The following is a 22,439-nucleotide window of genomic DNA, read 5'->3' on the forward strand; positions in this document are numbered from 1 at the left end:
CTTTTTGTAAAGGAAGGAGCGGACGCCCTAGTCATCCCGCCCCGCTTTTCCCCTCGCGGCCAGACGCTTCCATACGCCCGGATAATCCACTGTTTCCTGACCGGTTTCCGGCAAAATCCACACTTTAAAGCCATGCTTGCGAATCGCATCTCGATAATCGCCTTGGCGGGGAGTCAGGAAACAGACTTTCTGCTCCGGCCAGGCAAACTCCGCTTCTGCTTCCACCTGGCCATTTTCCGCCGTAAATTCATACCCGACAACCGGTTTGGGAAGGCCTGCTTTTCCCAAAGCCATCAGTACCGCACGGTACTCCTCCAGCACATTGTTCAATTCTTTTTCCGTCGGGGAGTAGGGGGAAAACGCATCTGCAACTTTTTCCTTTTCCCCGGAGCTGTAAACCCGGTCCGCCAGTTTTTCCTCAGAGAGCGGATACGTCTTCTCTTCTTCTGCAAAGCCTCCGTGTTTCTCCAGCAGAATACTTTGCTCGACAATTTTTTCGGCCAGTTTGTCCGGCAACTCATGCTGGCGCAAAAAACGTTTCACCATGATGCGAATCTGGGCGCGGGCATTTTTCCGCAGGTACCAGTCGACCGATTTTTTGTTGCGGATCAGGCGCACAAGTTCTCTGGCAATCTGCTTCAGCAGTTTGCTTTCCCACGGCGATTCCAGCTGATTCAGGAGATCGTAAAAAGCAATCTCCTCGTCACTCAATCCCAACTCCTTGCCCCGCTTTTTCTCCTGTTCCACTTCGCGGGCCAGGCCGATCAACTGCTCAATCACCAGCGTTGATTCGATGATCCGGTCATAATATTTCTGGATCGCCTGATCCAGCATTTCCGACAGCTTCTTCGACTGAACCCTGTTTTTCCGTCCTACATCGCGGATCTGGTCTTTCAGGAGCCGGTGCAACAATTCAACCGCCAGATTCTTGTATTCCAGTTTTCTGACATCCTCCAGGAATTCTTCAGACAAAACGGACATATTGGGCTTGTTCAGCCCGACCGCCGAATAGATGTCAACCACTTCCTCCGTGATGACCGAACGGGAAATCAGCTGGTTGATCCGTTCATCGACCGCTTTCCTGTCCGCTTTTTTCGCCTGCGGGTTCAGCACTTTTTGCATCCCCGCCCTGACTGCTTTAAAGAACCCCACTTCCATGCCCAGTTTTTTCGCTTCGGGATGGGTGACACACAAGGAATAGGCTTTGGTCATTACGGTAACGTGTTTTATAAACTCGGACCGCTCTTCTTCCGGAAACTGCAGGACAAAATCAATCGTTGTGGCAAGCTGTTTCGCCTTTTCCCCTGCTCTTCCCGTGAAAAAGCGCCGGTAGTTGTGACCATTTAACATCTGATGGATAATGTCCAGTTTTTCTTTTACCAGCTCTGCCGCCTGTTCCGTATCAACGCCGGTGGTCTTCCGGTCACTGGGCGAATAGACCTTCAGCGCCTGTTTCAGGGCGTGGGCAATCCCGATATAGTCGACCACCAATCCGCCCGGTTTGTCCCTGAAGACACGGTTCACCCGCGCAATCGCCTGCATCAGGTTATGCCCTCTCATCGGCTTGTCCACATACATCGTATGCAGGCAGGGAACATCAAAACCGGTCAGCCACATGTCACAAACAATGACCAGTTTGAGCGGATCGTCGGGGTCTTTCATCCGTTTGGCCAGCCGCTCGCGCTGTGCCTTGGTGGTATGGTGTTTCTTCAACAGGTCATTGTCCTTTTCTTTGTCCTCGGTAATAACCACCTTGATCGCTCCACGCTCGGGTGAGTCATCATGCCAGGCGGGGCGAAGCCGGATGATTTCTTCATACAGCATGGCCGCGATGCGGCGCGACATGGCGACAATCATCCCTTTGCCCAGGATTTGCCGCTGGCGCGCTTCGAAATGCTCCACAATATCTTTCGCCACCTGGGCCACGCGCTTTTCCGTTCCGACCAGCGCTTCCAGACGGCCCCATTTCCCTCTCGCCGATTCATCGATATGCTGTTCCCTGAATAAAGCCTCCGCCTCTCGATCCAACGCTTCTTTTTCCTGTTCGGGAAGCTCGATCATCGCCAGCCGGCTTTCGTAATAGATTCTTACCGTCGCCTTGTCCTCCACCGCCTGCGTCATATCGTAAATATCGATATAATCCCCGAAAACGGCGGGCGTGTTCCTGTCGGCCAGCTCAATCGGAGTTCCCGTAAACCCGATATAGGACGCTTCCGGCAGGGCGTCGCGCATGTGTTTGGCAAAGCCGAATTTCACCCGGGCCTTTTGCCTGTGTTCCCGAATGTCTGCCTCAAACCCGTACTGGCTGCGATGCGCTTCATCGACGATCACGACCACATTGCGCCGGTCTGTCAGTACCGGGTACGTTTCTTCTCCCTCTTCGACAGCAAATTTCTGAATGGTAGTAAAAATAATTCCCCCGGATTCCACGTTCAGCAACGACCGCAATTCCTGCCGGCTTTGCGCCTGACGGGGCGTTTGCCGGAGCAGTTGCTGCGATTTGCTGAATGTGGTAAACAGCTGGTTGTCCAGATCATTCCGGTCAGTCACCACGACCACCGTCGGATTGTCCAGTTCCCGTACCAGCTTGCCGGTGTAAAACACCATTGACAAACTTTTGCCCGACCCTTGCGTATGCCAGATGACCCCAACCTTGCGGTCCCCTTCTTCCCGGCTCGCTTCATGGGTTCTCCTGACCGCCTTTCGCGTTGCGTATACCTGGTGGTAGGCGGCTACAATCTTGGTGATTTCCTCCCCGTCAATCTGGAACAGGATAAAATGCATAAGGAAATCAAGGAAATTCTCCTTTTCAAACAAACCCTTGATCAGCACTTCCAGGGCCAGATATTGCGAGGAAGCCTCTTCGGTCCCGTCCATCGTGCGCCAGAACAGATAGCGGTCAAAACTGGCCGTCAGTGACCCGTAACGCGCCTCGATCCCGTCGGAAATCACGGAAAAGGCGTTATAGGCAAACAGAGTGGGCAGACTGGCCTGATACCCCTGAATGTCCTCAAACGCATCGGCAATCCGCACCTGTTCATCAGCCGCGTTCTTCAGTTCAAACACGACCAGCGGCAAACCGTTCAGAAACATGACCAGATCCAGTTTCTTCATGCGGCGGCCCGGCTCCCGGACACTGAACTGGTTTACGACCAGCCAGTCATTCTGCTCCGCATGCTGCCGGTCAACCAGCCACACTTTCTGCGTCCGGAAACTCCCGTCCTCCTGGCGGACCGTCACGTCCACCCCTTCCGTCAGCAGGCGGTGGATGTCCAGGTTATTGGCCAGCATGCTGGGACTCGCCAGTGTACAAACCTTGCGCACCGCTTCCTCAACCACTTCATCGCCAAACCGGGGATTGAGGCGGGAAACCGCTTCCCGCAGCCGTCCTTTCAACACCACATCCCCGTAATCCGACCGTTCGGCTTCTTCCCCATGGGGCGCCAGGTCCGGCCCGTACTTCACCTCATAATACAATTCCTCAAAAAACTCCAGCGCCGCCTGCTCCAGGTCACTCTCCGTATAGTTGCTCATGCTTCGCTGTCTCTCCTCTCAACGTAAGTCAAACCCGAATCTCGCCGGACATCAGCTTGGGTAACAGGGTATCGCGAAGGTTGGATAGGATTTGGTTTTGTTGTTCATGTTGGTAAATAGTTTCAATGATAGGTTCTATATATTGGTTAAATTTCTCAATCAAGTTATGAGGAGGAACTACAACATTAATTTCTTTAAAATTGCGTTTACTTACCTCCATAAAGGTGCTCCCATTTGCTAAGCGAAGAATTCTATCTTTAAAATGAAGCAGGTAACATAACATATAATAATTCGAAATTTGTTTGTTACAAACAATATTAATGAATCCTTGATTTGTTGATACTTCCTTCATAGCAATCGAAGTATATCCAATGGTGGCACGACTTGTCATCAACACACTACCCTTGGGCAATAGCTTTGCAGAACTGTTTTGAAGCCCTAGTTCAGTTATTTTCCTTGAGGTGTCAAAAAGAACCATACTATTTTTTGAAGTCATATCTGAGGGAGTAGCCCATAATATATTTCCATTCTCCCAGTAATCAGGCACTTTTGTCTTAGGAGTTCCTCCACCTGTCACAGTAGAAACATTTCCTAATTTATCTACTCTCCACCCCTTCGGAATCGGCCCCAGTTCACTGTCGACAAACTCGCCATCCCGGAACGGTTCGAAGTCGACAAACCACGATTTGAAAATCGCCTGTGCCATTTCTTCAAGGTCTTGGTTGATTTGGTGATTGAGTTCGATTTTGTCATCGAGGCTTGATAGAATTTCGGAAATTTTATTCTGCTCTTCTTTAGGAGGAAGCTGAAATAAGAATGATGTCAACTGTTTAGCATTAGCATTTGGTTGTGCAGATCCACTTAAAATTGATTTAATATATCTTTTATACTTTTTAGAAGATACTACATACCCAATGAACCTTGAATTTATTCCATCTTTAACTCTGATTCTAATAAGATAGGAAGCAAAGACAGCATTAGGAACTGTTTGATCAATATATTTACTTATTCCTGTAGTAGCACCTGTCCTAGCTATTACAATATCACCAGGGTATAGACGATATTTTAGAAAATCGGATTTTGAAATATCACAATAAGGAACACTTCTCCAATCAAAATACTGTTCTCTAATATCTGTTATCCTGAGAAATTTTGGACCAATTTTTTCTTTAACGGCGCTTTGAGTGTAACCATATTGAATTTTTTCACAAACATCCCCCAACTTGACTTCCTTCCAATCCTCACAACTCATACCCGATCCCCCTCAGGTTCCGGCGGATCTCCTCTTCCAGTTCGTGCGAGCGCCGGAATTTCTCGGCCAGCGAGGCGGTGAGGCGTTCCATCTTTTCCTCAAACGGTTCGCCGTCCTCCTCAACTTCCGCCAGGCCCACATAGCGGCCCGGGGTCAGGATATACTCATGCTTCCGTACTTCGTCCAGCGAAGCCGCTTTGCAAAAGCCGGGCACATCCTCATATTCTCCCGGGATGGTTCCGCGCCAGCGGTTGAAGGTATCGGCGATTTGGCGGATCTCCTCTTCCGTCAGTACGCGGCGGATGCGGTCCACCATTTGCCCCAGTTTGCGGGCGTCGATAAACAGGATTTCCCCTTTGCGGTTGCGCTGGCCCCGGCCTGCCTTGTTCCTGGTCATCACCCAGACACAGACAGGAATCTGGGTGGAGTAGAAGAGTTGCCCCGGCAGGGCGATGATCGCCTCCACCAGATCCTCTTCGATCAGGTTTTTGCGGATCTCCGCCTCGTTGCTCTGGTTGGTGGACATGGAGCCGTTGGCGAGCACAAAGGCAGCGGTTCCTCCTGGTGACAGCTTGGAGACCATATGCTGGATCCAGCCGTAGTTGGCGTTGCCCCTGGGCGGCGTTCCGTAGCGCCAGCGGGGATCGTCAGCCAGCTTGCTGTTCCACCAGTCGCTGACGTTAAAGGGCGGATTGGCCAATATATAATCGGCGCGCAAGGTTTTGTGCAGGTCATTTAAAAACGTATCGGCATGGTGCGGGCCAAGATCGTTGTCAATGCCGCGGATGGCGAGATTCATCTTGGCCAGGCGCCAGGTGGTCGGATTGGATTCCTGCCCGTAGACAGCGATATCCCCGATCCGGCCCTGATGTGCCTTGACGAACTCATGGCTTTGCACGAACATGCCGCCGGAACCGCAGCAGGGGTCATAGACGCGTCCCTTGAAGGGCTGGATCAGTTCGACCAGCAGATGGACAACCGTGCGCGGGGTATAAAACTGTCCCCCGTTTTTTCCTTCGGCGCTGGCAAATTTGTTGAGAAAATACTCATAGACCCGTCCGAGCAGGTCTTTCCCCTTTGCTTCCTTGTCTCCCAGCCTGATGGAGAAACCGTCAATAATCTCACCCAGTTTCTGTTTGTCGAGATCGGGACGGGCATAATTTTTTGGCAATACGCCCCGCAGCGAATCATTTTCCTTCTCAATGGCGCCCATCGCGTCATCAACAATCTGCCCGATTTCCGGTTTTTTGGCATTTTGCTTGATATACGACCAGCGGGCCTTTTCCGGCACCCAGAAAATGTTTTCGGCCAGATATTCGTCCCGGTCTTCGGGATCAGCCCATTCCTCTTTTTTCAATTCTTCATATTTCTCCTCAAACGCGTCGGAGATGTACTTGAGAAAAATCAGTCCCAGAACCACGTGCTTGTACTCGGCGGCGTCCATATTGTTGCGCAGCTTGTCCGCCATTTGCCACAGTTGCGATTCAAAGCCGAGTTCACTGCTGTTATTGTTGGAAACAGCCATCATCTAACCTCCCCGTTTATGTAAATTGATCGTAGATGGTTTGCCGCATTTTTTGCCAGCGTTCCTTCGCTTCCAGGAACAGCTTCTGTTCCTGCCGGTATTTTTTGATGAGCTGGTGTTGTTTTTCCAGTGCAGGAACAGGGATTTCCAACTCGCCCAGATCATCGGGATGGATATTCATCACCTTGGAACCGCGCTGGAAAGTGCGGACCGATTTAAGACCGGTCGGGCTTTCCAGGAAAATCTTCACATATTCGCTCTCAATCTGTGATTGGGCCATCCGGATCACAATCAGGTTGGCCGAAGCAATCGTGTAAAAGGGAAGCTCCCGTACGATTCCGACCTTGATCACAGTTCCCCGGCAAGTGATAACAACATCCCCGGCTTTCAGCTCGTAGCGCCTTACTTTCCGGATGGGTTCATCAATCGTGTCCAGTCCCGTCCACTCTATCTCTCCGTCTGCGATGTTGGAGATATTGAGAACATGGATACTTCCTTCTTTCACCTGTTGCTTCGTAATCGATTTTCCGCGGAACAGTTCGCCTAGATCGGCCAGCTTTTCCAGCCTGTACGATCCCAGGGCGGCTTCCAGCCGTTCCAGGGCCAGTTGCTCGTACAATACTTCAAAACGCCAGTCTTCCCGCTGCTTCACAAGTTGCGGAGCGACCTGTTTCATTTCCGCCACCGCCAGACTCTCCTGCTCCAGCTCCAGTTTCACAATTTCCACTTCTTCGACCGCCTGGCCGGAAAAGGTTAACAGGTATGGCCGGATGCCCGAGGAATTGAGGAGCCCTTGCGGGAGTTTGGCAATGCGGGAGAGAAAAGCGTGCCGCAAAATCCATTCTCTCAGTTTCTGAAAGCCCGCTCCCGAGAAAGTGAAACGGGACGGGACGACGGCGTGCATTTCCCCCTGGCTGCTTAAAAAGTCGAGCAGATTCTGAAGCGCGATCCCTTCAGATTCCCGGGTGAAATAACGGTCGCTGTCCACGTCCATCTTTACTCCAAAAGCGGGAATCGCTATAATGGCATCAAAATCCTGTTCAAAATCGAGCGGATGGTATATGGAGAGGCGGATTACTGTTACTGATGGTTCATTTCGAAACAAAAACCGCAACAATTCAACTTGCCATTTTTCCGGTGCGGTGAAGACAAAGCTTTTATCCAGGCAGACCTGACACCAGTCGATGAGATCCGGGAGCAGCTTGTGGGCCTCGGCAACCAGAACATTGTCCAGATGCGGCGACATGATCCTCTCCAGCAAATAATTGGCGAGCGGCGGCTTGCAAACCATCACTCCGGACCGGTCATGCCTGAACAGCTGGTTCATCGCCGAAACCAGATCCAGGTGCTCTCCCAACCGGTACAACTCTTCGAACCAGGTTGGTTCGCCCTGGAAAAAACCAAGTCGTTCTCCCGTTTCTTCCTGCATCCAGGCGTAGCGCTGATGCGGATCTTTGATGTGATGCTCCGCACAAAATTCCCTGGTCAGATGGATGCGAAGCAATTCGATGGCTACCTGTTCAGGCTCAGTAATACCACGTTTTGCCAACAATTTTTTAAACTGGTACAATTCATTCATCAATGATCCCCTCCAACCACCAACTCCTTTCCCCTTGTCAGTAATTATAGCGGAAACATAATCTTATTACAATATCGTTATTTGGTATTCAAATACTGAATGACGCCAAAAAACAAGGCTTCTGTTTGCGAAAATCTCCGTCAACCGCTGCTCATTTCAACTTGATTCTTACTTGCGCGTCTGAAAAAATCAAGGCATTTTTCCCGATAAAATCATATTCCTGATTCGGTGCGACATCAAAGGCAATCAGGAACTGCTTTTCACCGTTCGGATTGATTTGCTCCAGAAATGGTGTTTCTCCGTCCTCATACAGATACATCAGCGCTTCGGCATCATAATTGTACTCCGCTCCATTCCGGTCAATCAGCTGTGTCATGGAACTGTCAAGCGTAATGGGTTCTTTTCCCTCATTCCATACCGTAATGGTAAGCACAAGAAATTCCCCGCTGCCAGGCTTTTTGGAACCGATGGCATTTTTCAGACGTTCCTTGTGTTCGACTTTGTCAACACGGTAGGAAACGTCTCCGGCTTTCACCTTGTCACCAATCTTTGCAACAGGTGTTTTCTTTTGCGCCTGATTTCCCTGTCCGCTGTCAGCCGAAGGAGTGGTCGTGGTCTCTGTATCCAAAGACTCTCCAATCAACGCGGTGCACGCCACTCCCAAAACAATAAAGGCAAGAAAAATTGATCCGCAGCCGATCAGCCATTTTTTTGCTTTCTTTGGTTTTCCTTCTGATGACATATTTGTTCCCCCTGTAATTTGATGTAAGTTATTGCAAAAGATGCCCAATCCCCCAACCCCATCAGGAATTACGGCTTTACACCTCATCATGGCTTAAAACCGCCAGCCAGCGGCAAAACAGCCACAGCTGCCACTCCCAATGACGCCTATTATCCTTGCATCGGCAACATCAACCTTCCAGGCATTCGCATAACGAAGAAACTCCACTGTTAAGTCCGTTCCCGTTTCTTGTTTGTCCCCCTTCATCACCATTTGCATTTTTATTATATGTCTTCTATTTTGGTTTTTCAATACATTTTTTTAGTATCATGATACTAAATTTATTCGTGGCCGGCTTTGCTGGGAAAAAAGCAGGCAGCCATCGTTGTTTTGCCATGCAGGTGGCTGGCAAATAATCTTTGCTGAACCGGATCAAAATAAGAAAGCCGGTTCAACGAAAAAAGCCCCGGAAGATAAAACTCCGGGACTTTTCCTGACTATGGATCCCCTTCCGGCAAAAAATGGCCTCTGTTGCCTGATGACGCTCATTCAATATCACTGGACGGGCTTTATGCTTTTTTCGGTTTTTTCATTTTTTCGCGAAGACGGGGAATGACATAACGGTCCAGGCCGTATCTGCCCGCATTGTAACCGGCCACTGCGACAAAAATTGTTAATAAAACCATTTGCGGATTCGTACTTACCGTTCCTGAGAGCAGGAAGGAGAAATTCATGACCAATCCGAAGAAGGCAGCAGCAGTAGTAAACAAACCAACAATTAATCCCAGGCCAACCAGGAATTCTCCCCAGGGAACAAGAAAGTTGAACAATTCGACATTAGGAAGAGCAAAACCTTTGATAAAACTTTCCCACCAGGCCTGAACTGCCGGATGTTCCCCGGCTGCTTTGGCCAGCGCCCCTTTCAGAAAACCTGAAGCATCAAAACCCTCGGTTATTTTGCCAAACCCTGAAGTCAGCCAGGAATAACCCAAATATAGCCGGACCAGCAACAGAAGTACTGAAGCAGATTGACTTTCCCTGAGCCATTTTACAATCATTTCAATCCACCTCCATACCATACTCCCTTTGGGTATTTTCCTTCGCTTATTTAATACCACAATCAAAATCCTGAAAACTGTTTTATCCAAACGTTAATATTTTTTTCATATATTGGCTGTTTTTTCTTTAATCTTTATCCCCAATAAACCAAAGCTGCTTTGTTGTTTTGATCCATTTTCGCATCGGCCGGATCTGCAGTAATCTTCCCTTTCTTGTTTCCATAATCACTGTTCTGCATTCGGGAATATATAAAAGACAACCCGTTCCAACAGGTTGTCTTTGCTTTAAACGATCAATTTTCCCACCCCTGAACGATCCATCCTGATAACCAATTGGATTTCACCGGCAAACTGCTTAAGCCACCTTACTTTCCGATACATTTTTCACGCCTGGTCTGGTTTCCGGCAGCATGCCTGCCAGAACCGGATACAAACAGGAACCGGAGATCAGGAAGGTCATTGCCACTGTGTATCCGGCGGAACCAAGGAGATAGCTCCACACAATCTTAAGGATTGTTTCAACCGCATATCCCATGGCCCAGAACAGCCCGAACAGGACGGTCAGTTTCTGCGGGGTTGCGCCCCTGAATTCATGCGGCAGGTTCATATAGATCGGATATTGGACAAACATGACAAACCCGGACAGAAACGCACAACCATATAAAACAATCGGATAGACTTTGGCAAAGACAAGAATCCGCGCAAAAAAGACTATCATCATGACACCGGATAACTGGAGAACCGGTTTGCGGGGTGTCCCCTTGTTCCCGATTCTGACACCGGCAAAGGTTCCCAGAATTCCCGCGCCGGAGATCAGCAAGTTTACCATCGCGCCGTCCAGCATTGTATATTCATCAAACACCGGCTTCAGCGCAGTCAGCGCAAGAACATATAAAAACAGGAATCCGCCAAACCCGATCGTATATTTCCACAGGAACGAATCCCTGATCGCATCCTTATAACCGTATTCCACAGTACTTCCGTCGGTATTTGACCCGGTTTCAAAGTCCTCTGCCTTGATCAGCCAGAGCACAAACAACACCAGGATCAGGGAGGCAAACACTTTCAGGGCAGCTGCCAATCCTCCGTTAATTTGGACGCAAAAAGAGCAAACAGGACGGATACAATAAAAGCCCTTACATTATAAGAAACTGTATTTAAGACATTGATGCGGAGTTTTTCTTTATGGTTGCTGATATAGCGGGCAACCACCGGATTCATGTAGACGATAACCATCGAACCGCCAAGTCCATAACCATGCGGGCAACAGTATAAGCCCAGTAGTTGGGCAAATAAACAGCGACCAGCGCGGCGATCAGCAGACCGATCGCAACTGAAGCTGCTTTTTTGGGACCGAGCTTCATCAGGATCAGTGCCGCCAAAATATTGGCAAACACGCGTGCCGCCGTAATGGAGTAATTCAAAACCTGGGTAATGATCGGATCGACATTGACAGTACCAAAAAATGATTCCGTAATTTGCGGCATCAGAGATGAACCCGCTACCCAGTTCATTGAAAATGTCACATAGGCCAACCATAATACAATAATCATCAAATAGGCTTTACTTCTATTCATATTGATCATGATTTCACCTATTCCAATCTGTATGAAGTTATAATGAAAATGAAAACCTGTTGGCTTATCAAGACAGAGTCAGGATGTGTTCTTGTCAGATTAATCTGACACATATTCAATATTTCACAAACTCCATCATAGCAAGGCACTATAGAAAAAACAAACAGATTTTCAAGTATAATCCAGACCTTTATAAAAATGCCTCAATGGCCGGCCATATTTCTTAAGTAAAACGAACATATCCAGTATTTGTAAAGAAAAAAAGGCAGGTCTTTTTCACCTGCCTTTAATCAAATCTCGTCCTGGATTGTCCTTTTCTAAAGGTGGATTTGTCCATCATCCTGTTATCTGTTAATGTTTAATCACGGTTTTATACTGGTCCAGATCAAGATTGTTGATGTCCACTTTCTGAATGTCATCAATATTGACGTTATAGCGATATAACGTATAATTGCTCTCTTCTATATTCTTGGGGGCAGATTTCAACTCATCATCGGCAACAAAAATTGTTACTGAAACACTATTAAAATTCATCGCTTTTATTTCCTGCAGAAATTCTTTAATTCCTTCTTCATATTGTCCGTTTTCCTCGTAGATTCTCAATGTAGTTGTCAATGCATATTCCCGATCCCCGCCTTTTTTCAATACTTCAAAAACAGAAGGAACCTCCCCGGTGTATTGATCTTTTTTTGTCCCATTGGAATAACCGATATGTTCAATTTTTCTTATATCCATATGCTTCTCCACCAGGGAAGTCATTTCAGGTTTTAATTCCTCAGTCCATAAAGTTGTTACATATGTATCCCTGATCTCATTTGGCAATTCCAATATAACCGTGATTTCGGTATCTTTTCCATCTTTAATAATTCCTCTTATTAAATAAGACTGCCCTGTCGCTTTATTCTTACTGACTTCCAATACCTGGAACTGCTTATTATACGTCTTCTTTGTATAATCGATTGCCAGTTCTCTCACCTTTTGTTCTTCCGCCTGATCCATATCTCCCACTTCCTTGGGTAAAGTATTCATCAAATCCGATTGACAACCGGCCAGCAAAAAAATAAATAAGCAAAACGTCATAATCATACTTTTATTCAAATCCAACAAATCTCACTCCCTATTATCTCGGGACAATGTTTCCATCTTTGCCATACAAGTTCGAAACAGGTGTCTCGATCTTCTCTCCATTTTCATACCCGGTAAAATTTTGCATGCTATGCCCCCATCCGATTGAATCCAGATTATCCAGTCCATCTTCTTTATCCACTCGATCCAAACTTCCATCCGATTCAATTTCATAGGTTATTCCCGCTCAGTATCCTAATAAGCCAACAATATTGTCATTTTGATAGTTTCGAAGTAGTCCATCATGCCCACCTGGCTATTGCCTGCAACCGGGAATTTGGAATTATATTCTTTACATATCCCACTATGGTACTTTTAATGGTTTTCCAACTGTTTGTTTTTGGACATAATCTTCTAAGTATAAAAACAGCAGGTCAGCCAGTACCTCACCTTCCTGCCAAATCTTACTCTGTTAATGCTTGATCACGGTTTTATACTGATCCAGATCAAGATTGTTGATGTCCACTTTCTGAATGTCATCAATATTGACGTTATAGCGATATAACGTATAATTGCTCTCTTCTATATTCTTGGGGGCAGATTTCAACTCATCATCGGCAACAAAAATTTCAATTAAAAGTTCATTGAAATTCATTGCTTGGAGCTCTTTTAAAAATTTCCTCAACCCTGTTTCATACTGACCGCCATTTTCATAAATTCGTACAGTGGCATCTAATGAATAATCACTATCCCCGCCATTTTCCAACACTTCAAAGACAGAAGGAACATCTCCAGTATAATCATTCTTTGTACCATCGCTATAGATAATGTTCTGAATATGTCTTACTTCAAAATGCCTATTTATGATTGATGTTATTTCCGGCTTTAATTCTTCCGTCCATAAAGTTGTTATATAAGTATCATCCATTTCATCAGGTTTTTCCCAAAAAACAGTTGTATCTGTATCTCTCCCATCTTTCATAATTCCTCGAATACGAATAGTACCTGCTACTCTGCCTTTAACAACTTCTGTTACCTCAAATTTTTTATTATATTTCTTTTGTATATACTGGATTGCTTGTTCTTTAAGTTGTTTTTCTTCGGCTTGATCCATTTGTCCCACTTCCTTTGAACTATTGGTAAAATCTGCCTGGCAACCAGCAAGTACCAAGGCAAACATACACGCTATAACTACCCAACCTTTTCTAAATCTCACCGTATTTTCACTCCTCATCTTGGCGCAATATTCCCATCCTCATCATAAACATCCGGAATGGGTGTATCTACCTTGTTTCCATCATCATCAATCCCTGTAAAGTTAGTGATAGAATGACTAAAAGGATTCAGCCCCAATTGATTATCTAATCCGTCTTCATCTTCTGCCCTATGTACACTGCCATCCGATTCAATCTCATAGGTTTCTCCCGGTCGGTATCCTAATGAACCTACAATATCGTCATTATAACGATAGTTTCGAATCAATCCGTCAAACGCACCCGCTTTTTCATTAACTGCCTCTGCCCGAACCTGGGGATCTAACTGATTTAACTTATAGCTAAGTTCTGTTGCAACTTTTGCACCAAGGGGCCCGTGTAGACCTCCTAGCAAAGTACTGCCATTAGCATTTCGAAACAAATTTTTCCCTGGTGCATTAAACGTTACGGCCGGAATCCGATACCTGGTTGCTGAGTCCAAAGCCAAATAACCGCCCAGCGAATGACCGGTTAATACAATGTTATAACCTTGATAATCCGGATTATTAATAACACTTTCCACCAATTCCCGTGCTTTAACAGCTTGTGGATTGATCATATCATTTCCCAATGCAATCGGTATATCTCCAATAACAATATCTTGATACCATTTATCAAGCTCTGTCCCTCGAAAAGCAATAATCATCTCAGAGCTTTTATTATTTGTAAAAACATAAGCTTGCAACCCATTGGATAAATCACGCTTTAAACTTGTCTCCCAGCCACTGCCTAGAATATCAACTAACTCACCTGGAATAATCTTCTCTTCATAGACTAAATCTGATATTTGCGCCAACTGCTTATTTGAAACCTTGATTTCGTCCAACATTCTATATGGATTTTGTCCAGTAACGCTACTAGGACTTGAATTACTAATACTTGCCGTCAGCAGGATGTTTAAAGATATCCCTGATCCAAAGATCATAATCTTTGAAATAACCTTTTATATACTGCTCATAGGTATCATACGTAACATAAAAGATTGGTCTCTCTTTATAACGTTTCTCCAGTTCATCAGCCAGGTTCTGCAATTCCTGTCGGACTTTTTCTGGATCATGCTTCAGATGAATTTCAATATCGATTATCGGCGGTAATGCTTCCAGTTTTACAGGGACTGTTTGAATAAAGTTGTTTGCTTGCACTTTACCTGGACTTCTCATGGAAAAGAAATGATAGGCCCCTACCCGAAAACCCTGACTTTGCGCTTCTTCCCAATTGGTTTTAAATCGGAGGTCGATAAAATCATGCCCTTCGGTCGCTTTCATATAAATAAACGCAAACTCATTTTTTTCCTGAACCGTTTTCCAGTCAATCGTTCCCTGATGATGGGAGATATCCAGCCCCTTTACTTCATAATCCGCAGCAAACCAATCATTATGCCAGATCACCCCGGTCAGTTCCAAAATCATAAAAGTTAAGACAGAAGCAATAGTCGTAATAAAAATAGTCCGGCGATGCCACCAGGTCACCTTCTTTGTCAGTTTCCAATAAAATTCGGGCCGCCGTTTCAACATAATCTGTATTTTGTTTCAGCATTAACAAAAACTACTTGATTTCTTTACTTAAAATTTTACCGGTATAGGCATCAATAGTTAAATGATAACTTTTTAGATTTTTCTCATTAAACAGATACATCCCAGGACTCAATACCATTTAACAAAAGGTCGTTTCCGTTTATGAAGGCAGACGTAAAATCAAAGTCCTTGTCATTTTTAAATGCGTCTTTAGCAATTTGCACAACTTCATCGCTATCGATTGTCCAATTTTCAATATGGATATTGCCAGGTTCAATCTTCGAATCTCTGGACAACTCAACCATTTTTTCTACACAGCCATCTGGCTCAATTTCATATGTTTCTCCTGAACGTTAATCCAATGAGTTCCTAAATCGAATGGGATATAAAAAGGATGGGCAGATTAGTAATCTACTTCTGTCCATCCATCCTGTTTTCTGTTAATGTTTGATCACGGTTTTATACTGATCCAGATTCAAATTGTCGATATCTACTTTCTGAATATCGTCAATGGAAATATTATAGCGATATAGTAAATAATTATCCTCTTCTTCATTTTCAGAGTCTGTTTTTAATTGGTCATCATACACAAAAAAAACGATTAAAACATCATTGAAGTTCATTGCCTTGATTTCCTTTAAAAATTGTTTTATTTCTTCTTCATATTGTCCATTGTTCTGATAAATTTCCCCTACCCATTTGAACAAAAAGTCCTTATCCCCGCCATTTTTTAACACTTCAAACACCGACGGGACTTCTCCGGTATATTTGCTTTTTTCTGCTCCGTTTGTATAAGATATCGTTTCGATTTCCCTGATATCCATCGTCCTTTCAGATAACGACTTGATCTCCGGCTCCAATTCCTCATCCCATAGTGTGAGTACATAATCATCCTTGATTCCATCCGGCGGCAGCCAGTAAACCCTAATTTCTGTATCCTTCCGGTCCTTCACTTTTCCCGTAATAAAACAACTCGTTCCAAACTTCCGCACACATTCCACTTTCGTTACTTCAAATTCCTTGTGATAGGTCTCTTTTATATGCTGGACTGCTTTTTCCCTGAGTTCTTCTTCTCCCACCTGTTTCACTTCCTTTGCTGTATTGGTCGATTCGGCCTGACAGCCTGCCAGGATCAGGGCAAGCATACTTGCCACAAGTATCCATATATTTCTGAACCTCACTATTTGTCACTCCTTTTTATCTTGGTACAATGTTTCCATCCTCGCCATACAAATCAGGGATCGGTGAATCCACATCCACATATTCCCCCTTTTCACGATCATATCCTGTGAAGTTGGCAATCCCGTGGCTTTCTTTGCCAAAACCCAGTTGGTTATCCAATCCGGCATCTTTTTCTACACGGCCATCCGATCAATTTCATAGGTTATTCCCGCTCAGTATCCTAATGTGCCAACAATATTGTCATTTGATAGTTTCTAATTGGTCCATCATACCCACCTGGCTATTGCCTGCAACCGGGAGTCTAGAATAATATTCTTCACATACCCCACTATGGTACTTTTAATAGTTTTCCTACAGTTTGACTTTGGACATAATCTTCTAAGTATAAAAAACGGCAGGTCAGGCCATCACCTCGCCTTCCTGCCAATCCTTATTCTGTTAGTGCTTGATCACGGTTTTATACTGGTCCAGATCAAGATTGTTGATGTCCACTTTCTGAATGTCATCAATATTTATGTTATAGCGATATAACGTATAATTGCTCTCTTCTATATTCTTGGGGGCAGATTTCAACTTATCATCGGCAACAAAAATTTCAATTAAAAATTTGTTAAAATTCATTGACTGGATCTCTTTTAATAATTCCCTCAACCCTGTTTCATACTGACCGCCATTTTCATAAATTCGTATGGTTGACTCTAATGTATAATCACTGTCCCCCCCATTTTCCAACACTTTAAATACGGAAGGGACATCTCCAGTATAATCACTCTTCTTTGTGCCGTTGCTATATGTAATACTCTGAACACGTCTTACTTCAAAATGTTTATTTAAGATTGATGTTATCTCCGGTTTTAATTCTTCTGTCCATAAGGTTGAAACATAAGTATCATCTATTGAGTCATTTTTTTTCCAAATAATACTTATAGATGTATCTTCTCCATCTTTTACAACTCCATCAATATAAATAGTTCCTGTTACTCTGCCTTTATCAACTTCTATTACCTCAAATTCTTTATTATATTTCTTTTGTATATACTGGATTGCTTGTTCTTTGAGTTGTTTTTCTTCCGCTTGATCCATTTGTCCCACTTCCTTTGAACTATTGGTAGAATCAGCCTGGCAACCAGCAAGTAACACGGTAAGCATACATGCTATAACTACCCAACCTTTTCTAAATCTCACTATATTTTCACTCCTCATCTCGGCCTAATATTTCCATTTTCATCATAAACATCCGGAATAGGTGTATCTACCTTGTTTCCATCATCATCAATCCCTGTAAAATTAGTAATAGAATGACTTGAAGGACTTAGTCCCAATTGATTATCTAATCCGTCTTCATCTTCCGCCCTATGTACACTACCATCCGATTCAATCTCATAGGTTACTCCCGGCCGGTATCCTAAAGAGCCAATAGTATCGTCATTATACCGATAGTTTCGAATCAATCCGTCATACGTACCCGCTTTTTCATTAGCAGCTTCTGCCCGGACTTGGGGATCTAACTGATTTAACTTATAGATAAGTTCTGTTGCAACTTCTGCGCCAAGAGGTCCGTGCAGTCCTCCTAACAAAGTACTGGCATTAACATTTCGAAACAGATTTTTCCCAGGTGCGTTGAAGGTCACCGCCGGAATCTTATATCTCGCAGCGGAATCCAAGGCCAAATAACCCCCCAGTGAATGACCGGTTAATACAATGTTATAACCTTGATATTCCGGATTATTAATAACACTTTCCACCAATTCCCGTGCTTTAACAGCTTGTGGATTGATAATATCATTTCCCAATGCAATCGGTATATCTCCAATAACAATATCCTGATACCATTTATCAGGCTCTGTCCCTCGAAAAGCTATAATCATCTCAGAACTTTCTTTATTTATAAAAACATAAGCTTCTAATCCATTGGCTGAATCACACTTTAAACTAGTCTCCCAACCATCCCCAAGAGTTTCCTTTAATTTTAGAATATCAATCTTCTCTTCATAGACTAAATCTGATATTTCAGCTAACTGTCTATCTGAAACCTTAATATCATTTAACATTATTTGTGGATGGCTCTGACCGACATTGCTACTACCGGGAATGGAACTACCAGTGCTTGCAGTCAAATGCCTTTTATCGCTAAAACTGTTACGTCCCAACAAATTCCTAATCCACTGCCTTGCACCACTGTACGCTGATTGAACCCCTTTTTTGATCTGTTGGCCATATCTGCGAAAGATCGCGGTAATGGCAGCAGCGCCAAAAGCGATACCGCCTGCGACCTTGCCTGTTTCTGAGGTCAGCCAGCCCCAGGCTCCTTTTGCTTTGGATACGGTCCAATTTTTTGCCGTCTTTAATCCTGTCTTTGTCTTTTCCCATGTACCGGAAAAAAAGTCTCCCACTTTATCGAAGAAACCTTTTTCCTGTCTGGTCTCTGTAATTGGTGACTCTTTAGCGGGGGCAGGGGTTTGTTCCACCTTGTTAAAGTCATCATTTACATCGGGAATTTCAAAACTTCCTCCCCCAGTAGCGCCGACAGGATGAATGCCAATAAAACTTACAACTAAAATGAAAAAGAGAATGACACTTACCTGATGCAAGATTTTCATTTTGTCACCGTTTCACCCCTTTTTTTATATGAGCTACAAAATAAATGATCCCCCGGTTCTGAAAATTATTAACAGATAATGCCCATTTTTTATTTTATTCTTAATGATTCGTATCCAGATTGAATAACTCCTTTAATATATAAAATATCGAATTTTGCAATCAATCCTAGTTTCTCTCCTATATTCTGAAATGGAAATAGCTGCAAAAATATCCCCGCCCTGTAGTTTCAGACGGGGATCAGGTTTATTTGTTTTGCGGGAACAGTTTGGCCAGTGCTTCTTTCAGGGCGGGGTTGCCCAGTTCCTGCTGCTGGTTCTGTTTGAGGTATTTGTTGATTTCTTTTCTGGATACTTTGCCTTTTTTCTCTTTTTCCATCCGTTCCTGGAAAGAAGCATATTTTTCACGGTAGCCACAGGCGCATACGAAGATGCGTCCTTCTCCTTCGCCGCGCAATTCGAGTTTTTTCCGGCATTCCGGACAGCGGGCATTGGTGAGGCGGGCAATGTTTTTGCGGTAGCCGCAAGCCCGGTCCTGGCATACCAGCATGCGCCCTTTTTTCGTTTTGACTTCCAGCAGGCGTTTGCCGCAATCAGGGCATTTGCTTGCCGTCAGGTTATCATGGCGGAAAGTTTGCTCGCTGTCCTTGATTTCCTGAACTACCCGCCTGGTATAGTCTCTCATCTCGTGGAGAAAAGCGTCTTTTTTCAATTTCCCGTTCGCGATCGCCTGCAGCTTTTGCTCCCATTTGGCCGTCAGTGCCGGCGATTTCAACTCTTCCGGAACCAGGTCGAGCAACTGCCTGCCTTTGGAAGTAAGGTGAATATATTTTCCTTTCTTTTCAATCAGGAAGCTGTCAAACAGTTTTTCAATAATGTCGGCCCGGGTGGCCACGGTTCCAAGACCGCCGGTTTCCCCGATCGTTTTGATCAGGTCTTTTCGCTCATTGCCCATAAATTTGACCGGATTTTCCATTGCCGCAACCAGCGTGCCTTCCGTAAACCGTTCTGGAGGCTGTGTTTCGCCTTGCGTCAGTTCAAGGGATCTGACAGTAAGCCGGTCTCCTTCTTTGACTCCGGAGAAGACCGGTTCATGTTCTTCCTCATCATCATGGCCCAGAACCTGTTTCCAGCCAAGAGAAAGAACCGTTTTTCCCCGGGCAACAAATGTTTCATCCCCGATCTCCGCCTGAAGTGTGGTTTGTTCGTATTCATAAGGCGGAAACAGGACGGCCAGAAACCTTCTTACAACCAGGTCGTAAATCTTTTTTTCTCTTGGACCCAGCCGCTCCGGATGAACCGGTTCTTCCGTAGGAATAATGGCATGGTGATCGGAAACTTTGCGGTCGTCAACAAAACGCGGACTCGCTTTCACCTGTTTTTTGGCCTGTTGTGCCAGTTCCCGATAGGGTCCCACCCGGCAGGCTTCGATCCGGTCCTTTAATGTATCGACAATATCGGATGACAGATATTTGGAATCGGTTCGCGGATAGGTGACCACTTTGTGGGTTTCATACAATTCCTGCAAGGTCGACAAGGTTTCCTTGGCAGAAAAGCCATACCGCTGATTGGCCTCCCGTTGCAATTCCGTCAAGTCGAACAAGGTGGGAGCCCATTGTTTTTTCCTCTTTTTGATCACCCGGGTGACGGTTGCCGCCTGATTCCGGCATTGGCTGATCACCCGTTCGCAAGTTTCCTTGCGAAAACTTCGGTTCTCTTTGGTTTTTTGATCCTGCCAGGTGAATTTCAAACCATTTCCCATAAGCGCTTCGATGCCATAAAACGTTTTCGGCTGAAAATTCCTGATCTCTGCTTCCCGGCTGGAAATCATGGCCAGGGTTGGTGTTTGCACCCGCCCGCACGAAAGGGAGGCGTTGTGTTTGCATGTCAGTGCCCTGGTGGCATTGATGCCGACAATCCAGTCCGCCTCCGCCCTGGCAACCGCGGAACGGTACAGGTTTTCGTACAATTTGCCATCCTTTAACCGGGCAAATCCTTCTTTAATCGCTTTATCGGTAACCGAAGAGATCCACAAACGCTTGACCGGCTTTTTGACATGGGCTTTTTCAATAATCCAGCGGGCAACCAGTTCACCCTCCCGCCCGGCGTCTGTGGCGATCACGATATTTTTGATATCAGGCCGTGCCATTAATTTCCTGACCACATGAAATTGTTTGCTCGTTTTGCGAATGACTACCTGTCTTAAAGTTTTTGGCAGGAGCGGGAGATCTTCCATCCGCCACACCTTGTACTGCTTGCCATATGCCTCCGGCTCGGCCAGGGTAACGAGATGGCCGAACGCCCAGGTAACGACATATTTGTTTCCTTCCATGTATCCATTTCCCTGCTTTCGGCAGCCGAGAACTTTGGCAATATCTCTGCCGACAGAAGGTTTTTCTGCCAATACCACTGATTTACTCATTCTGACATCCTTTCAATCAAACAAAAAGTTCTAACAATCTCACTCTACCACTGATTTCGGCCAAGTGCCAGTTTCAAAAGGTCCGGAAGCAAGGACCGGCAGTTCGAAACAAAAAGAAACCGGCCTGCCCACCGGTTTCCTTTATTCCAATTCAACAGATCCTTGGCAGCATCATTCCGGAAAGCCTGTTTAATCTTCTTGTACTTCCCAGACCCGTTTTCAAGTGGAGATGGCCTTTTCCCTTTCCGGTGATATGGCCGATCACCCTCGCATCCCGTCCGAGTTCATGCTGCTTCAGCAGTTCCAATACTTTTGCTTCATTTTCCTTCTTCACAATGATAATCACTTTTCCTTCATTGGCAAGATACAACGGATCATATCCAAGGATGTCACATGCTCCCTGAACCTGCTTTTGAATTGGAATCTGTTCTTCGACGATTTCCATTGTTACCTGAAAATCTTCCGCTATTTCCACCAATGTGGTGGCAAGGCCGCCTCTTGTTGGATCTCTCATGATGCGAACGCCATCAACATTTTTCAGGATGCTGTCAATCAAACCGTTTAACGCGGCACAATCACTGTTTACATCGGACTTGATGCCAAGCTCCCCTCTTGCTCCCAGGATCGCCACACCATGGTCACCGATGGTGCCGCTGATGATGATCGAATCCCCTGTTTCTATATGTTCGGGATTTACGGTTCTGTCCGGGTCAACAAACCCGACCCCGGTCGTATTGATATACAAGCCGTCAATGCTTCCCCGTTCTACAACCTTTGTGTCTCCGGCAATGACCCGGACATTCGCCTTTTCAGCCTCAGAAGCCATCGTACGGACGATTTCTTTCAGATCGTTTATCTTAAAGCCTTCTTCTATAATGAAAGCAGCAGTCAGATACATCGGCACCGCACCGCTGACCGCCAGATCATTGACAGTTCCCGCAATGGCAATCTTCCCGATATTTCCGCCTGGAAAGAAAATCGGCTTTACCACAAAACTGTCCGTCGTCACCGCCAAACGGGCCGAGGGAGCATCAATGATCGCCGAATCAAACCGGGCTTGATCATTATGTCCGAATGCCTGCACAAACACATCCTGAATCAGATTGTGCGCCAGTTCCCCTCCGTCCCCATGTGCCAGGCTGATTCTCTGATTCTTCATG

Annotated in this window: 23 protein-coding genes; all 23 read right to left on the reverse strand. The window is 45.4% G+C overall.

Annotated features, from left to right (window positions below):
* Positions 1-27: 27 nt before the first annotated feature.
* The 23 genes from H2C83_RS05700 to hypE all read right to left on the reverse strand — a co-directional run bounded on the left by H2C83_RS05700 (position 28) and on the right by hypE (position 22,438).
* On the reverse strand, positions 28-3,534 hold the full coding sequence (locus H2C83_RS05700) for a type I restriction endonuclease subunit R (protein WP_181738653.1): 3,507 nt from the start codon (positions 3,532-3,534) through the stop codon (positions 28-30).
* 28 nt (positions 3,535-3,562) lie between these two features.
* Positions 3,563-4,786 (reverse strand): restriction endonuclease subunit S, encoded by a 1,224-nt coding sequence (locus H2C83_RS05705; RefSeq protein ID WP_181738655.1) that lies wholly within the window; start codon positions 4,784-4,786, stop codon positions 3,563-3,565.
* Positions 4,776-6,311 (reverse strand): class I SAM-dependent DNA methyltransferase, encoded by a 1,536-nt coding sequence (locus H2C83_RS05710; RefSeq protein ID WP_181738834.1) that lies wholly within the window; start codon positions 6,309-6,311, stop codon positions 4,776-4,778. The genes H2C83_RS05705 and H2C83_RS05710 overlap by 11 nt, the downstream gene beginning before the upstream one ends.
* Before the next feature lie 16 nt (positions 6,312-6,327).
* The gene (locus tag H2C83_RS05715) at positions 6,328-7,890 is read right to left on the reverse strand and encodes a restriction endonuclease subunit S (RefSeq protein WP_181738657.1); all 1,563 of its coding nucleotides are present in this window, start codon (positions 7,888-7,890) and stop codon (positions 6,328-6,330) included.
* A 151-nt stretch (positions 7,891-8,041) separates the two neighbouring features.
* Entirely contained in the window at positions 8,042-8,632 is a 591-nt protein-coding gene (locus H2C83_RS05720) for a DUF4352 domain-containing protein (RefSeq protein ID WP_181738659.1), read from the reverse strand.
* 93 nt (positions 8,633-8,725) lie between these two features.
* Complete coding sequence (locus tag H2C83_RS05725; RefSeq protein WP_220184030.1) at positions 8,726-8,890, reverse strand: hypothetical protein; 165 nt, start codon at positions 8,888-8,890, stop codon at positions 8,726-8,728.
* A gap of 290 nt (positions 8,891-9,180) precedes the next feature.
* A complete protein-coding gene (locus H2C83_RS05730) occupies positions 9,181-9,669 on the reverse strand; it encodes a DoxX family protein (protein ID WP_181738679.1) in 489 nt (162 codons plus the stop codon).
* A 355-nt stretch (positions 9,670-10,024) separates the two neighbouring features.
* Positions 10,025-10,750 carry a hypothetical protein gene (locus H2C83_RS05735; protein ID WP_181738681.1) on the reverse strand — a complete coding sequence of 242 codons (726 nt, stop codon included), beginning with the start codon at positions 10,748-10,750 and terminating at the stop codon, positions 10,025-10,027.
* Positions 10,735-10,905 (reverse strand): hypothetical protein, encoded by a 171-nt coding sequence (locus H2C83_RS18455; protein ID WP_376766338.1) that lies wholly within the window; start codon positions 10,903-10,905, stop codon positions 10,735-10,737. Before H2C83_RS18455 ends, H2C83_RS05735 begins: the two co-directional genes overlap by 16 nt.
* Positions 10,887-11,246, reverse strand: coding sequence for a hypothetical protein (locus H2C83_RS05740; protein ID WP_181738683.1), 360 nt, complete (start codon positions 11,244-11,246; stop codon positions 10,887-10,889). The genes H2C83_RS18455 and H2C83_RS05740 overlap by 19 nt, the downstream gene beginning before the upstream one ends.
* Positions 11,247-11,597: 351 nt before the next feature.
* The gene (locus H2C83_RS05745; RefSeq protein ID WP_181738685.1) at positions 11,598-12,350 is read right to left on the reverse strand and encodes a hypothetical protein; all 753 of its coding nucleotides are present in this window, start codon (positions 12,348-12,350) and stop codon (positions 11,598-11,600) included.
* Between the two features lie 16 nt (positions 12,351-12,366).
* Positions 12,367-12,522, reverse strand: coding sequence for a hypothetical protein (locus tag H2C83_RS05750; RefSeq protein ID WP_181738687.1), 156 nt, complete (start codon positions 12,520-12,522; stop codon positions 12,367-12,369).
* Between the two features lie 261 nt (positions 12,523-12,783).
* Positions 12,784-13,527 (reverse strand): hypothetical protein, encoded by a 744-nt coding sequence (locus tag H2C83_RS05755; protein WP_181738689.1) that lies wholly within the window; start codon positions 13,525-13,527, stop codon positions 12,784-12,786.
* Between the two features lie 14 nt (positions 13,528-13,541).
* Positions 13,542-14,393 (reverse strand): Tle-like phospholipase domain-containing protein, encoded by an 852-nt coding sequence (locus tag H2C83_RS05760; protein WP_220184031.1) that lies wholly within the window; start codon positions 14,391-14,393, stop codon positions 13,542-13,544.
* 43 nt (positions 14,394-14,436) lie between these two features.
* The gene (locus H2C83_RS05765) at positions 14,437-15,078 is read right to left on the reverse strand and encodes a GH25 family lysozyme (protein ID WP_181738693.1); all 642 of its coding nucleotides are present in this window, start codon (positions 15,076-15,078) and stop codon (positions 14,437-14,439) included.
* 31 nt (positions 15,079-15,109) lie between these two features.
* Positions 15,110-15,217, reverse strand: coding sequence for a PepSY domain-containing protein (locus tag H2C83_RS18460; protein WP_376766339.1), 108 nt, complete (start codon positions 15,215-15,217; stop codon positions 15,110-15,112).
* A complete protein-coding gene (locus H2C83_RS05775) occupies positions 15,186-15,374 on the reverse strand; it encodes a hypothetical protein (RefSeq protein WP_181738697.1) in 189 nt (62 codons plus the stop codon). The genes H2C83_RS18460 and H2C83_RS05775 overlap by 32 nt, the downstream gene beginning before the upstream one ends.
* A 144-nt stretch (positions 15,375-15,518) precedes the next feature.
* Positions 15,519-16,259: a hypothetical protein gene (locus tag H2C83_RS05780; RefSeq protein ID WP_181738699.1), complete on the reverse strand. Its 741-nt coding sequence runs from the start codon at positions 16,257-16,259 to the stop codon at positions 15,519-15,521.
* Positions 16,260-16,275: 16 nt separating this feature from the next.
* The gene (locus tag H2C83_RS05785; RefSeq protein WP_181738701.1) at positions 16,276-16,419 is read right to left on the reverse strand and encodes a hypothetical protein; all 144 of its coding nucleotides are present in this window, start codon (positions 16,417-16,419) and stop codon (positions 16,276-16,278) included.
* A 279-nt stretch (positions 16,420-16,698) separates the two neighbouring features.
* A complete protein-coding gene (locus tag H2C83_RS05790; RefSeq protein WP_181738703.1) occupies positions 16,699-17,445 on the reverse strand; it encodes a hypothetical protein in 747 nt (248 codons plus the stop codon).
* A gap of 14 nt (positions 17,446-17,459) precedes the next feature.
* On the reverse strand, positions 17,460-18,860 hold the full coding sequence (locus tag H2C83_RS05795; protein WP_181738705.1) for a Tle-like phospholipase domain-containing protein: 1,401 nt from the start codon (positions 18,858-18,860) through the stop codon (positions 17,460-17,462).
* A 244-nt stretch (positions 18,861-19,104) separates the two neighbouring features.
* A complete protein-coding gene (locus H2C83_RS05800; protein WP_181738707.1) occupies positions 19,105-21,279 on the reverse strand; it encodes a DNA topoisomerase III in 2,175 nt (724 codons plus the stop codon).
* Between the two features lie 151 nt (positions 21,280-21,430).
* A complete protein-coding gene (gene hypE, locus H2C83_RS05805) occupies positions 21,431-22,438 on the reverse strand; it encodes a hydrogenase expression/formation protein HypE (protein WP_181738709.1) in 1,008 nt (335 codons plus the stop codon).
* Position 22,439: the final 1 nt, after the last annotated feature.

The organism is Thermoactinomyces mirandus (genome assembly GCF_013868055.1).
GTDB classification, from domain to species: Bacteria; Bacillota; Bacilli; order Thermoactinomycetales; family Thermoactinomycetaceae; genus Thermoactinomyces; species Thermoactinomyces mirandus.

Coding starts and splice junctions, on each gene's coding strand:
- H2C83_RS18455 (WP_376766338.1), bottom strand. CDS start 10,905: ATGGTTATCGTCTACATGAATCCGGTGGTTGCCCGCTATATCAGCAAC.
- H2C83_RS05720 (WP_181738659.1), bottom strand. CDS start 8,632: ATGTCATCAGAAGGAAAACCAAAGAAAGCAAAAAAATGGCTGATCGGC.
- H2C83_RS18460 (WP_376766339.1), bottom strand. CDS start 15,217: ATGGTATTGAGTCCTGGGATGTATCTGTTTAATGAGAAAAATCTAAAA.
- H2C83_RS05765 (WP_181738693.1), bottom strand. CDS start 15,078: ATGTTGAAACGGCGGCCCGAATTTTATTGGAAACTGACAAAGAAGGTG.
- H2C83_RS05700 (WP_181738653.1), bottom strand. CDS start 3,534: ATGAGCAACTATACGGAGAGTGACCTGGAGCAGGCGGCGCTGGAGTTT.
- H2C83_RS05730 (WP_181738679.1), bottom strand. CDS start 9,669: ATGATTGTAAAATGGCTCAGGGAAAGTCAATCTGCTTCAGTACTTCTG.
- H2C83_RS05710 (WP_181738834.1), bottom strand. CDS start 6,311: ATGGCTGTTTCCAACAATAACAGCAGTGAACTCGGCTTTGAATCGCAA.
- H2C83_RS05795 (WP_181738705.1), bottom strand. CDS start 18,860: ATGAAAATCTTGCATCAGGTAAGTGTCATTCTCTTTTTCATTTTAGTT.
- H2C83_RS05725 (WP_220184030.1), bottom strand. CDS start 8,890: ATGCAAATGGTGATGAAGGGGGACAAACAAGAAACGGGAACGGACTTA.
- H2C83_RS05715 (WP_181738657.1), bottom strand. CDS start 7,890: ATGAATGAATTGTACCAGTTTAAAAAATTGTTGGCAAAACGTGGTATT.
- hypE (WP_181738709.1), bottom strand. CDS start 22,438: ATGAAGAATCAGAGAATCAGCCTGGCACATGGGGACGGAGGGGAACTG.
- H2C83_RS05705 (WP_181738655.1), bottom strand. CDS start 4,786: ATGAGTTGTGAGGATTGGAAGGAAGTCAAGTTGGGGGATGTTTGTGAA.
- H2C83_RS05760 (WP_220184031.1), bottom strand. CDS start 14,393: ATGTTGGACGAAATCAAGGTTTCAAATAAGCAGTTGGCGCAAATATCA.
- H2C83_RS05740 (WP_181738683.1), bottom strand. CDS start 11,246: ATGAATAGAAGTAAAGCCTATTTGATGATTATTGTATTATGGTTGGCC.
- H2C83_RS05800 (WP_181738707.1), bottom strand. CDS start 21,279: ATGAGTAAATCAGTGGTATTGGCAGAAAAACCTTCTGTCGGCAGAGAT.